11 protein-coding genes and 1 pseudogene are annotated in these 12,656 nt (G+C 71.4%); 10 read left to right on the top strand and 2 right to left on the bottom strand.

Annotation, left to right across the window (positions count from 1 at the left end):
- The first annotated feature begins 64 nt into the window (after positions 1-64).
- The gene (locus ACFYOV_RS30790) at positions 65-640 is read left to right on the top strand and encodes a TetR/AcrR family transcriptional regulator (protein ID WP_389093315.1); all 576 of its coding nucleotides are present in this window, start codon (positions 65-67) and stop codon (positions 638-640) included.
- Between the two features lie 135 nt (positions 641-775).
- On the opposite strand, the gene ACFYOV_RS30785 is transcribed toward ACFYOV_RS30790, so the two are convergent.
- Positions 776-2,023, bottom strand: a complete 1,248-nt coding sequence (locus ACFYOV_RS30785; RefSeq protein WP_389093313.1) for a PucR family transcriptional regulator — start codon at positions 2,021-2,023, stop codon at positions 776-778.
- A 139-nt stretch (positions 2,024-2,162) separates the two neighbouring features.
- On the opposite strand from ACFYOV_RS30785, the gene ACFYOV_RS30780 reads away from it, so the two are divergent.
- A complete protein-coding gene (locus tag ACFYOV_RS30780; RefSeq protein WP_389093310.1) occupies positions 2,163-3,089 on the top strand; it encodes a proline dehydrogenase family protein in 927 nt (308 codons plus the stop codon).
- 41 nt (positions 3,090-3,130) lie between these two features.
- The gene (pruA, locus tag ACFYOV_RS30775; RefSeq protein ID WP_389093308.1) at positions 3,131-4,762 is read left to right on the top strand and encodes an L-glutamate gamma-semialdehyde dehydrogenase; all 1,632 of its coding nucleotides are present in this window, start codon (positions 3,131-3,133) and stop codon (positions 4,760-4,762) included.
- Between the two features lie 112 nt (positions 4,763-4,874).
- Here pruA and ACFYOV_RS30770 read toward each other — a convergent pair whose 3' ends face one another.
- Positions 4,875-5,762: an alpha/beta fold hydrolase gene (locus tag ACFYOV_RS30770; protein ID WP_389093305.1), complete on the bottom strand. Its 888-nt coding sequence runs from the start codon at positions 5,760-5,762 to the stop codon at positions 4,875-4,877.
- 139 nt (positions 5,763-5,901) lie between these two features.
- On the opposite strand from ACFYOV_RS30770, the gene ACFYOV_RS30765 reads away from it, so the two are divergent.
- The 7 genes and pseudogenes from ACFYOV_RS30765 to ACFYOV_RS30735 all read left to right on the top strand — a co-directional run bounded on the left by ACFYOV_RS30765 (position 5,902) and on the right by ACFYOV_RS30735 (position 12,645).
- Positions 5,902-6,447 carry an aminoglycoside 2'-N-acetyltransferase gene (locus ACFYOV_RS30765; RefSeq protein ID WP_389093304.1) on the top strand — a complete coding sequence of 182 codons (546 nt, stop codon included), beginning with the start codon at positions 5,902-5,904 and terminating at the stop codon, positions 6,445-6,447.
- Between the two features lie 288 nt (positions 6,448-6,735).
- Positions 6,736-6,867, top strand: coding sequence for a hypothetical protein (locus tag ACFYOV_RS30760; RefSeq protein ID WP_389093301.1), 132 nt, complete (start codon positions 6,736-6,738; stop codon positions 6,865-6,867).
- Between the two features lie 122 nt (positions 6,868-6,989).
- Complete coding sequence (locus ACFYOV_RS30755) at positions 6,990-8,033, top strand: 3-isopropylmalate dehydrogenase (RefSeq protein ID WP_389093300.1); 1,044 nt, start codon at positions 6,990-6,992, stop codon at positions 8,031-8,033.
- Between the two features lie 250 nt (positions 8,034-8,283).
- Positions 8,284-9,372, top strand: coding sequence for a branched-chain amino acid aminotransferase (locus ACFYOV_RS30750; RefSeq protein WP_389093297.1), 1,089 nt, complete (start codon positions 8,284-8,286; stop codon positions 9,370-9,372).
- 195 nt (positions 9,373-9,567) lie between these two features.
- A complete protein-coding gene (gene ureA / locus ACFYOV_RS30745; protein WP_389093296.1) occupies positions 9,568-10,266 on the top strand; it encodes an urease subunit gamma in 699 nt (232 codons plus the stop codon).
- Positions 10,263-11,520: pseudogene (locus ACFYOV_RS30740) on the top strand (urease subunit alpha). The gene ureA and the pseudogene ACFYOV_RS30740 overlap by 4 nt, the downstream one beginning before the upstream one ends.
- A gap of 84 nt (positions 11,521-11,604) precedes the next feature.
- The gene (locus tag ACFYOV_RS30735; protein ID WP_389093294.1) at positions 11,605-12,645 is read left to right on the top strand and encodes an agmatine/peptidylarginine deiminase; all 1,041 of its coding nucleotides are present in this window, start codon (positions 11,605-11,607) and stop codon (positions 12,643-12,645) included.
- Positions 12,646-12,656 lie beyond the last annotated feature (11 nt).

Raw genomic sequence — 12,656 nt, 5'->3', positions numbered from 1 at the left:
GTCTAGGACGGCTGTACATGACGGGCGTCTGGGACACTTGTACGGGCAGCGGTAGGGTGTCGCCATGGGACACCGTGAGGATCTGCTCGAGGGCGCCAAGCGTTGCCTGCTCGAGAAGGGGTTCGTGCGCACGACGGCGCGGGACATCGTGAGGGAGTCGGGGACCAACCTCGCGTCCATCGGCTACCACTACGGGTCGAAGGACGCGCTGCTCGCCCAGGCCTACGTCTCCCTGGTGGAGGACACGGGCGGCGCCTTCGAGGGAAACGTGGACGGTACCGAACCGGGGTCCCTGGAGCGGTTCGAACGGGTGTGGTCCAACATCATCGGCACCATGAAGGAACCCGGCTCCGTCTGGCGGCTCAGCATGGAGGTCCTCGCCCTCGGCGACCGGCTGCCCGAGGTGCGCGACCATCTGGCCGTGGCCCAGCGGCAGGCCGGCCGTGGACTGGTCCCGCTGCTGGCGGGCGGGCGTGAGGAGGACGTCTCCGACGAGACCGCGGACACTCTCGGGATGTTCTACGTGACCCTGATGACGGGGCTCATCGCCCAGTGGACCTTCGACCCGCGCACCGCGCCCGGAGCGGACCGGATCACCGAGGGCCTGCGCCGGGTGATCGAGGCGGCCACCCGGAACTGACCGGCCCCTCGGCGGGCAGCCGCGCAATCGTCCTGGCGATCTGCCGCTCGAACGACCGGACACCGTCCGCCGGCAGCACCTCCGCCGGCAGCACCGACCGTCACGGCGGCCGGGGCACTCCTCGATCCGGTGCCGTCACAGGCGGTGGGCCTTCAGGGCCATGTGCAGCAGCAGCCGGTCCTCGCCGTCGTCCAGGTCCAGGCCGGTGAGCTGCTCGATGCGGGACAGGCGGTAGTACAGGGTCTGGCGGTGGATGCCCAGCTCGGCGGCGGTGCGGCCGGCCTGGCCCGCGCGGTCGAGGTAGACCTCGGCGGTGCGGGCCAGTTCGTGCTGGGCGGGGGAGAGCAGGGGGCCGACGACCGGGTCGTGGGCGATCCGCGGGGGCAGCGCGGTCAGCAGACGGAACGGGCCGATCGAGGCCCATCGGGCCACCGGTCCCAGCCGGGGTTCGGCAAGCGCCGCCCGGGCCGCCGCCGACGCCTCGCCCCAGGCCACGCCCAGCTCGGCGAGTCCGACGCGGGGCGCGGCGATCCCGGCGGCCGGCGCCGGGCCGCTGTCGGCACCGCCCCGGTCCGCCGGGCCGGTGCCGCGGGCCCGCTCCAGCAGCCGGGAGGCCGCCGTCGTCGCCGGCGCGAGGACGTCCGACGCGCGCAGCCGGAGCAGCAGGGCCAGGGACAGCGCCGTCGTGCCCCACGGCAGGGTGCACAGTGCGGTCGCCCCCGGGACCGTACGCACCGAGGGCGCGTCGTCCGGGTCGGCGGAGGGCCACGGGGCGACGCAGACGACCGTGTGCAGACCGTCGGCCCGGGTGCCGAGGGCGGTGCGCAGCTCGGCGACGGCCATGTCGCGCTGCCAGTCGCGGTCCGCGGTGAGCACCGCCCGCAGCTCACGGGTGAGGTCCGCGCCGTGCTGCGCCTCGTCCGCGAGCAGCGCGCCGATCCGGGCCGTCACCTGCATGGCTGCGCTCAGCTGCCGCTCGGTGGGTCCCGGGTCGTAGTCCAGCAGCCAGACGTAGCCGAGCACCACGCCCCGGTGGCGCACCGGCAGGCAGATGCGGCCCCGGTGCACACCCGCCTCCGGAGTGCGCGGGATGCGCACGGGGCCGGTCGCCCGGGTGATGCCGAAGCCCTCGAACCAGGCGCGGACCGCGGCCGTGGAGCGGCGGGTCAGGATCGAACGGGTGCGCACCGGGTCCAGCGCGGACGGATCGAGGTCGCCCTCGCTGTCGTAGGCGCCGAAGGCGATCAGCTCGAAGTCCCGGTTCTCCAGCGTCGCCGGAGCGCCGAGCAGCTCCGAGATCTCGTCCACCAGTTCCTGGTAGTCACCCCTGTATTCCGACGTCACCCGGGCATTCTCCCGCAAAACCGCGAGGCCTTCAGACATCTGTCTGAGATCTCCGGCACGGATGCGTGACAGCTGTCGATGGCCCACCATCGGAGGGATCCTTAGGTTTCACGGTGGTTCTCCGTGCCGTACCCGCAGCGTCGGGCAGCGGCCATTCCGATGCTTGTGGAGGTGCCCCGTGCTGGGTCCCGTGATTCTCGCCGCGTCGCGCAGCGACCGGATGCGACGCCTGATCTCGGCGGCCCCGGTGACCAAGCAGGTCGTCGACCGCTTCATCCCCGGCGAGACCGTCGACGAGATCCTGCCCGTCGTCCAGGAGCTCACCGGCAAGGGCCTGGAACTGACGATGGACGTCGTCGGCGAGGACATCACGACCCCCGAGCAGGCCGCCGCCGCCCGCGACGCCTACCTCGAGCTGATCGATCGGCTCCGCCCGCTGGAGCTCGGCACCCGCGCCGAGATGTCGGTGAAGCTGTCCATGTTCGGCCAGGCCCTCCCCGGCGGTCACGAGCTGGCCCTCGCCAACGTCCGCCCGGTCGTGGAGGCCGCCGCGGAGATCGGCACGACGGTCACCCTCGACGCGGAGGACCACACCACCCTCGACTCGATGTTCGCCATCCACGAGGAGCTGTGCAAGGACGTCCCGCAGACCGGCTGCGTCATCCAGGCCTACCTGTTCCGGACCGAGGAGGACGCGCGCCGCCTCGCCGCGAGCGGCAGCCGCGTACGGTTGGTGAAGGGTGCCTACAAGGAGCCCGCCTCCGTCGCGTACCAGCAGAAGCACGAGATCGACAAGGCGTACGTCCGCGTCCTGCGGACGCTGATGGAGGGCGACGGTTACCCGATGATCGGGTCCCACGACCCGCGTCTGATCACCATCGCCCAGGAGCTGGCCCGCACTGCCGGGCGCAAGCTCGACGAGTACGAGTTCCAGATGCTGTACGGCATCCGCAGCGACGAGCACCTGCGGCTGGCCGCCGAGGGCCACCGCATGCGCGTCTACACCGCCTACGGCACGGACTGGTACGGCTACTTCATGCGCCGCCTCGCGGAGAAGCCCGCCAACCTGCGGTTCTTCCTCCGCTCGATGGTCAGCAAGGGCTGAGCCCGGACACCCACCGCTCAAGTCAAGGAGTTACGGAACCCATGGACGCTGTGACCCAGGTCCCCACCCCCGTCAACGAGCCGGTGCACGGCTACGCCCCCGGCTCGCCCGAGCGCGCCCGGCTGGAGGCCAGGCTCAAGGAGCTGGCCGAGAACTCCAGGGACCTGCCCTGCACCATCGGCGGTGAGAAGCGGATGGGCGGCGGCGAGCCCTTCGAGGTCGTCCAGCCGCACAACCACAAGGCGGTCCTCGGCACCTTCCGGCACGCCACCCGGGCGGACGCGCAGGACGCGATCGACGCGGCCCTCGCCGCCGCCCCGGCCTGGCGCGCGATGTCCTTCGACGACCGCGCCGCGATCATCCTGCGCGCCGCGGAGCTGCTGGCCGGCCCCTGGCGCGAGACGATCGCGGCCGCGACCATGCTCGGCCAGTCCAAGACCGCCCAGCAGGCCGAGATCGACACGCCCTGCGAGCTGGTCGACTTCTGGCGCTTCAACGTGCACTACGCCCGCCGGATCCTCGCCGAGCAGCCCCCGGCCAACTCCCCGGGCGTGTGGAACCGTCTCGACCACCGCCCGCTGGAGGGCTTCGTCTACGCGATCACCCCGTTCAACTTCTCCGCCATCGCCGGCAACCTGCCCACCGCGCCCGCGCTGATGGGCAACGTCGTGGTGTGGAAGCCGTCCCCGACGCAGACCCTGGCCGCCGTGCTGCTCATGGAGCTGCTCGAGGAGGCCGGGCTGCCCAAGGGCGTCATCAACCTCGTCACCGGCGACGGTATCGAGGTCTCCGAGGTCGCCCTGGTCCACCGCGACCTCGCCGGCATCCACTTCACCGGCTCGACCAAGACCTTCCAGTACCTGTGGAAGACGGTCGGGGCCAACATCGAGAAGTACCGCTCCTACCCGCGTCTGGTCGGCGAGACCGGCGGCAAGGACTTCGTCGTTGCCCACCCGAGCGCCGACCGCGCCATCCTGAAGACCGCGCTGACCCGCGGTGCCTTCGAGTACCAAGGCCAGAAGTGCAGCGCCACGTCCCGCGCCTACATCCCGGCGTCCATCTGGAACGACGGCTTCCGTGAGGAGTTCGCCGCCGAGGTCGACGGCATCACCATGGGCGACGTCACCGACCTGTCCCACTTCATCGGCGCCGTCATCGACGAGCGGTCCTTCGCCAAGAACAAGGCCGCGATCGACCGCGCCGTGGAGGACCCGTCCTGCACGATCGTGGCGGGCGGCTCCTGCGACGACTCGGTGGGCTGGTTCGTCCGCCCGACCGTCATCGAGTGCACCGATCCGGAGAACGAGGTGTTCCGCACCGAGTACTTCGGCCCGATCCTCGCCGTGCACGTCTACGAGGACGACGCGTACGACGAGATGCTGACCCAGATGGAGTCGGTGTCCGACTACGCGCTGACCGGCTCGGTCATCGCCAACGACCGCGCCGCGGCGGCGTACACGATGGAGAGGCTGCGCTACGCGGCGGGCAACTTCTACATCAACGACAAGTCGACCGGCGCCGTCGTCGGCCAGCAGCCCTTCGGCGGCGGCCGTGCCTCCGGCACCAACGACAAGGCCGGCGCCCCGCAGAACCTGATGCGCTGGACCCTGACCCGGGCCATCAAGGAGACGCTGGTCCCGCCGACCGACTACACGTACCCGCACATGGGCTGACATCCGTCCGCGCGCCACGGGCCAGGTCCCTCGACCTGGCCCGTTCGCGTGTCCGCGGGGCCCTCGAGCGGGTGACGTCGAGAGGTCCCCGACCGGAGAGGTCGCGGGGTCCTCACCGGGTGACGTTGCGGGCGAGGAAGTCCCGCATCAGCGTGGCGATCGCACCCGCGTGGGTCTCCAGTGCGAAGTGGCCGGTGGGCAGCAGGTGCACCTCGGCGCGCGGCAGGTCGCGCTGGAAGGCGAGGGCGCCCGCCGGGACGAAGATCTCGTCGTGCGCGCCCCAGGCGGCGAGCAGCGGGACCTGCCCGGAGCGGAAGTACTCCTGGAACGCCGGGTACAGGGCGATGTTGGAGCCGTAGTCGGAGATCAGGTCGAGCTGGATCTCCGTCTGGCCGGGGCGGGCGAGGAAGGCCGCGTCCTGCTCGTAGGCGTCCGGGCTGACCAGGCTCGGGTCCACGACGCCGTGCAGGTACTGCCACTTGATGCCGTCCAGGGTGTAGATCTCCCGCACCGGACCCTCGGTCTCGGGCGTGCGGTGGGCGATGAGGTCGAGCACGGGGGCCCAGGCGTCCTCGCCCAGTCCCTCCTCGTAGGCGTTGCCGTTCTGCGTGACGATCGCGGTGACCCGCTCCGGATGTGCGAGGGCGAGGCGCAGTCCGATGGGGGCGCCGTAGTCCTGGACGTAGAGGGCATACCTGCGCAGCCCCAGATGTTCGGTGAACTCGTCCGTGATGACGGCCAGTTCGTCGAAGGTATAGGTGAACTCCGTGTGCGCGGGAGTGGCAGAGCGGCCGAAGCCGATGTGGTCGGGGGCGACGACCCGGTAGCGGTCAGCGAGCAGGGGGACGAGGTCGCGGAACATGTGCGAGCTGCTCGGAAAGCCGTGCAGCAGCAGAAGCACGGGGGCGCCGGCCGGTCCGGCCTCGCGGTAGGCGATCTCGTGTCCGCGGACGGTGGTCGTGCGGTGGTGCACCTGGGGGCGCAACTGGTGCGTGAACATGACCCCTCCTTGCGTCTCTCTTCTATTCTAACCGATGACATGCACTTAGATGGTTAGGGGGAGTGCATCACGCCGGTGCTAACCCGTCAAGCCCGCTTCAGGGGTTACCGGGTGGCGTGCGTGCCCGGATACTGGGTCCATGACCGCCTCCGTACGCCTGCGCACCGCTCACACCGCCGACCTCGCGTCCGCCGAACTCGACGCGGTGCGCGCCCTGCTGGTCGCTGCCTTCGAGGGGGACTTCGGGGACGAGGACTGGGAGCACGGGCTCGGGGGCATGCACGTCCTGGTGCACGACCCGGCCGGGCTCGCCGCGCACGGTGCCGTGGTGATGCGCCGGGTGCGGCACGGGAAGCGGTGGCTGCGGGTCGGGTACGTGGAGGCGGTGGCCGTGCGGGCGGACGTGCGGCGCACCGGGCTCGGCGGGCGGGTGATGGAGGAACTGGAGCGGATCGTCGACCGGGCGTACGACGCCGGGATGCTGTCGGCGAGCGACGACGGGGCGCTGCTGTACGCCGCGAGGGGCTGGCAGTCGTGGGGCGGTCGCGTGTGCGCGCTCGGGCCGCAGGGAGTGGTGCACCTGCCGGACGAGGAGGGGAGCACCTACGTCCGGCCCGCTCTCGCGGGCCCGCTCGACGCCGCTGGTGAGCTCCTCTTCGACTGGCGGGACGGGGACGTGCTGTAGAGGACGTGCTGTAGACCACTCCGCTGACATCGCCGCAGGTCAACAGTGTGTGAGGCACTCCACTGTCTCAGATAGTAGGAAGTCCGAGTAATTGTGGAGACAGGAGCGTGCCTCTCGCCTAGCTTTGTAGGAGTCGAACGTCTCGCTCGATCAAGCGATGGGCGGTCGTGAGCCGGGCCCCGTGCAGGCAACCCCTGCGGCCCGCAGCTCCCCGCCCCTTTCCGGCGTCTCGACAACCCCTTTCCGCGCTCTGTTCCGTCGAAGTTACGTCGAAGGAGTCGATTCTCCATGGCCGAGACGACCGTCCGCCGCCGCGTCCGTCACCTCTCCCGCACGAGCGAGTCCGACCGCAAGAACGCCGCAGCCGCCCTCCAGCGCGCCCTCGACCGCCGGGACAACGGCGGCTCCACCGGTCACTGAGCGCCCCCGGGCGGTCCGGTCGCCGGGCCGGCCCGGCGACCGTCGTACGGCCGTACGCCTCGTGGGTGTCCGCATCCCGGACGGTCCGTGTCAGAGCATGGGACGAGGAGTAGGGTGCCCGCATGTCTCGCAGCATCAATCTCGCAGTGATCCCCGGTGACGGCATCGGCCAGGAGGTCGTGGCCGAAGGTCTGAAGGTCCTCTCCGCCGTCCTTCCGCAGGATGTGAAGCTGGAGACCAAGGAGTACGACTTCGGCGCCAAGCGCTACCACGCCACCGGTGAGACCCTCACCGACGCCGACCTCGACGAGCTGAAGCAGCACGACGCCATCCTGCTCGGCGCCATCGGCGACCCGAGCGTGCCCTCCGGCGTCCTCGAGCGCGGCTTCCTGCTCAAGCTCCGCTTCGCCTTCGACCACCACGTCAACCTGCGGCCCAGCAAGCTGCTCCCGGGCGTGGCCACCCCGCTCGCCGGCCAGCCGGAGATCGACTTCGTGGTCGTCCGCGAGGGCACCGAGGGCCCCTACACCGGCAACGGCGGCACCATCCGCAAGGGCACGCCGCACGAGGTCGCCACCGAGGTCTCCGTGAACACGGCCTTCGGTGTGGAGCGCGTGGTCCGCGACGCCTTCGCCCGCGCGCAGGCCCGCCCCCGCAAGAAGCTCACGCTGGTCCACAAGAACAACGTGCTGACCTTCGCGGGCCACCTGTGGACGAACATCTTCAACAAGGTGGCCGAGGAGTACCCCGAGGTCACCACCGACTACATCCACGTGGACGCCGCGACCATCTACCTGGTCACCCAGCCCGAGCGGTTCGACGTCATCGTCACCGACAACCTCTTCGGCGACATCATCACCGACCTCGCCGCGGCCGTCTCCGGCGGCATCGGTGTCGCCGCGAGCGGCAACATCAACCCCTCCGGCGCGTACCCGTCCATGTTCGAGCCGGTGCACGGCTCCGCCCCGGACATCGCCGGCCAGGGCAAGGCAGACCCCAGCGCCACGGTCCTGTCCGTCGCCCTCCTGCTGCGCCACCTCGGTCACGAGACCGAGGCGACCCGCATCGAGGACGCCGTCTCCGCCGACCTCGCGGAGCGCGGCGACCTGCCCGCCCGCAGCACCTCCGAGATCGGCGACGCGCTCGCCGTACGCGTAGCGGGCTGACCGGCGCGCACCTCGACACCCTCGAAGCCGCCGGGTCGCACCAGCATCCGGCGGCTTCCGCATGTCCCCGCCGGGTGCCACCATCGACCACCGGGCCGCATTCACCCTGTTCCGTCCGCTGTCGTCTCCGGGCGATAATCGAACGCGGAGCCGCGAAATGAGGGAATGCTCGGACGTCCTAGCACTGGCCGTCCCGCTGCCGTACCGAGCGAGGCGGCCCGTCACTACAACCGGTGAAGGACAACCACTCATGACGACGCCCACGATCGAGCTCAAGCCCTCCGCCCATCCGCTCAGCGACGCAGAGCGGGAGGCGATTCTGACCAGCCCCGGCTTCGGCCGCCACTTCACCGATCACATGGTGACGATCAAGTGGACCGAGGGCCGGGGCTGGCACGACGGCCAGCTCGTCCCGTACGCGCCGATCTCCCTCGACCCGGCGACCACCGTCCTGCACTACGCCCAGGAGATCTTCGAGGGCCTGAAGGCCTACCGGCAGCCCGACGGCTCCGTCGCCACCTTCCGCCCGGACCAGAACGCCAAGCGCTTCCAGCGCTCCGCCCGCCGCCTCGCCATGCCCGAGCTGCCGGTCGAGACGTTCATCGAGGCGTGCGACGCCCTGGTCCGGCAGGACAAGGCGTGGGTGCCGGCGCACGGGGGCGAGGAGTCCCTGTACCTGCGCCCCTTCATGATCGCCACGGAGGTCGGCCTGGGCGTCAAGCCCGCCAACGAGTACCTCTTCCTGGTGATCGCCTCACCGGCCGGCGCCTACTTCCCCGGCGGCGTGAAGCCCGTCTCCATCTGGGTCTCCGAGGACCGGGTGCGTGCCGTCCCCGGCGGCATGGGCGACGCCAAGACCGGCGGCAACTACGCGGCCTCCCTGCTGGCCCAGGCCGAGGCCGCCGCCAAGGGCTGCGACCAGGTCTGCTACCTCGACGCCGTGGAGCACACCTGGGTCGAGGAGCTGGGCGGCATGAACCTGTACTTCGTGTACGGCGACAGGATCGTCACCCCGACCCTCACCGGCTCCATCCTGGAGGGCGTCACCCGTGACTCCCTGCTGAGCGTCGCCCGCGACCTCGGCTACGAGGCCGTCGAGGAGCGCGTCTCGGTCGAGCAGTGGCAGCGGGACTCGGAGAACGGCACCCTCACCGAGGTCTTCGCCTGCGGCACCGCCGCAGTCATCACCCCCGTCGGCACGGTCAAGCGCGCCGGTGCCGAATGGCAGCAGAGCGGCGGCGAGCCGGGCGAGGTCACTCTGCGCCTGCGCCGGGCCCTGCTCGACATCCAGCGCGGCATCAGCGAGGACAAGCACGGCTGGATGCGCCCGCTCGGCTAGGGCGTCCCGTCCCCCTGCTCCCTCAGGGCCGCCGCCGACCCGTGGTCGGCGGCGGCCCTGAGGCGTTCCCGACCGCCCAGCAGGTTTGACTCTCGCTCAAAAGACGTCGTCTCCAGTCTTTCAGCGCCCTGCTGATCGCATTAGAGTAGCGCTCTAATAACTCATCCGACGCCTCGTCGTCAGGAAGGAGACGGCATGCGGCTCACCCCGACCGAACGCGACCGGCTGCTGCTCTTCGGCGCCGCCGAGCTGGCCAGGGCCCGCAGGGCGCGGGGTCTGCGGCTCAACGTGCCGGAGGCGACCGCGCTGATCGCGGACACGGTGTGCGAGGCGGCCCGCGACGGCGCCCGGCTCGCCGAGGCGATCGAGCGGGCCCGCTCGGTGCTGGGTCCCGGTGACGTCCTGCCGGGCGTCGCGGACGTGGTCACCGAGGTGCACGTCGAGGCCGTCTTCGACGACGGCTCACGACTCGCGGTGGTCTCCGACCCGATCGGCGGCGGCCTCGGCGAGCGGGCGCCGGGCGCGCTGCTGCCGGGACCGGCCGGAAGCGGCGAGCCGGAGGCGGTGCTGCGGCTGACGGTCGTCAACACCGCGGCCGTGCCGGTCTCCGTCACCTCGCACTTCCACTTCTTCGAGGCCAACCCGCGTCTCGACTTCGACCGCGGGCGCGCCTACGGCATGCGGCTCGCGGTGCCCGCCGGGTCGTCGGTGCGGTTCGGGCCGGGCGAGCGGGCCGAGGTGGGGCTCGTCCCCATCGGCGGCGACCGGATCGCCATCGGCTTCGCCGGGCTGGTCGACGGGCCGCTGGACGCGCCGGGCGCCCGGGAAGAGGCCCTGCGCAGGGCTGCCGCCTGTGGATATCGGGGAGCCGGAGCTCCGGGAGGTGACCGGTGAACCCCCACGAGTACGCCGCCACCCACGGCCCCCGGGCCGGCGACCGCATCCGCCTCGGCGATTCGGGACTCGTGATCCGCGTCGAGTCCGACGCGCAGCGGCCGGGGGACGAGTTCCTCGCGGGTTTCGGCAAGACCGCCCGCGACGGGCTGCACCTGAAGGCCGCGGCCGTGCGCGAGACCTGCGACGTCGTGATCAGCAACGTGGTGGTGATCGACGCCGTGCAGGGCGTCCGCAAGGTCTCCATCGGCATCCGCGAGGGCCGCATCAGCGCCATCGGGCGGGCCGGGAACCCCGACACCCTCGACGGCGTGGACGTCGTGATCGGCACCGGCACGTCGATCGTGTCCGGCGAGGGGCTCATCGCCACCGCGGGCGCCGTCGACACCCACGTCCACCTGCTGTCGCCGCGCGTCATGGAGGCCTCACTGGCGTCCGGGGTGACGACGATCATCGGGCAGGAGTTCGGGCCCGTGTGGGGCGTCGGGGTCAACTCCCCCTGGGCGCTGCGGCACGCGTTCAACGCGTTCGACGCCTGGCCGGTCAACATCGGTTTCCTGGGGCGGGGTTCGTCGTCCCACCCGGCGCCGCTCGTCGAGGCCCTGGCCGAGGGCGGGGCGTCCGGCTTCAAGGTGCACGAGGACATGGGCGCGCACACGCGGGCGCTCGACACGGCGTTGCGCGTCGCCGAGGAGCACGACGTTCAAGTGGCCTTGCACAGTGACGGGTTGAACGAGTGCCTGTCGGTCGAGGACACCCTGCGGGTGCTGGAGGGCCGCACCGTCCACGCTTTCCACATCGAGGGCTGCGGCGGCGGGCACGTGCCCAACGTCCTGAAGATGGCCGGCGTCCCGAACGTCATCGGCTCCTCCACCAACCCCACCCTGCCCTTCGGCCGGGACGCCGTGGCCGAGCACTACGGCATGATCGTCTCCGTCCACGACCTGAAGACCGACCTGCCCGGTGACGCCGCCATGGCCGCAGTTCGGGGCGCACGGTGCGACCCCGGCCGACCTCTCGGTCGCGTTCGTCGCCCGCGCCGCGCTCGAACAGGGCAACGACACGATGCCGACCCGCCGCCGGAGGGTCGCCGTGCGCGGCACGCGCGGCATCGGACCGGCCGACCTGCGGCTCAACTCCCGTACCGGAACGGTCGACGTCGACCAGCGCACCGGGCTGGTCACCCTCGACGGCGACCCGGTGCGGTCCGAACCGGCCGACTCCGTGTCACTCAACCGCCTGTACTTCCTCTGATCCACCCGGACGCCATCCGTCACCCCTCGCCCATCGGCCGTCACCTGTCACCCCTGTTTTCCCCGATCCCCGAGGACCCCTCCCATGAACACGCCCGTCGCCGACGGCTTCCGCATGCCCGCCGAGTGGGCCCCGCACGAGCGCACCTGGATGGCCTGGCCGGGCCCCAACCCCACCTTCGACGACCCCGGGCAACTGGCCGCCGCCCGGGCCGCCTGGGCCTCGGTGGCCAGGGCCGTGCGCCGCTTCGAGCCCGTCACGGTGGTGTGCGGCCCCGGGCAGTCCGCGCAGGCACACGCCCTGCTCGGCCCCGGCGTCGACACCGTCGAGCGGGACCTCGACGACGCGTGGATGCGCGACATCGGGCCCACCTTCCTCACCGACGGCGCGGGGCGACTGGCCGCCGTGGACTGGACGTTCAACGGCTGGGGCGCCCAGCATTGGGCCCGCTGGGAGCACGACGCGAAGATCGCCGCGTACGTCGGTGACCTCGCGGGGGCACGGACGTACACCTCGGAGCTGGTCAACGAGGGCGGCGGGATCCACGTCGACGGCGAGGGCACCGTGCTGCTCACCGAGACGGTCCAGCTGGGTCCCGAGCGCAACCCGGACTGGAGCCGCGAGCGGGTCGAGGCGGAGATCCACGCCCACCTCGGCACCCGCAAGGCGATCTGGCTGCCGCGCGGCCTCACCTCCGACTACCCTCCGCACGGCTACGGCACCCTCGGCCACGTCGACATCGTGGCCGCCTTCGCCCGCCCCGGCGTGGTCGTCGCCCACCACCAGCCGGACCCGGCGCACCCGGACCACGAGGTGACGAAGGAGGTCATCGGCCTGCTCAGGGCGCAGACGGACGCGCGGGGCCGCCGCCTGGAGGTGGTCGAGGTGCCGGCCCCGACCGTGCTGGAGGCCGACGGCCACTGGGCCGACTACTCCTACATCAACCACTACCTCTGCAACGGCGGTGTGGTGCTCTGCGGCTTCGACGACCCCCGCGACGAGATCGCCGCCGGGATCTTCCGCCGCCTCTTCCCCGACCGCACGGTGACCCTGGTGGACGCGCGTACGATCTTCGCCGGTGGAGGAGGCATCCACTGCATCACCCAGCAGCAGCCGAGGATCTAGGGAGCCGTCGG

Origin of the sequence: Streptomyces sp. NPDC005931, from assembly GCF_042871235.1 — a bacterium.
Lineage (GTDB): Bacteria > Actinomycetota > Actinomycetes > Streptomycetales > Streptomycetaceae > Streptomyces.
This window is presented reverse-complemented; position numbering and strand designations above follow the sequence as displayed.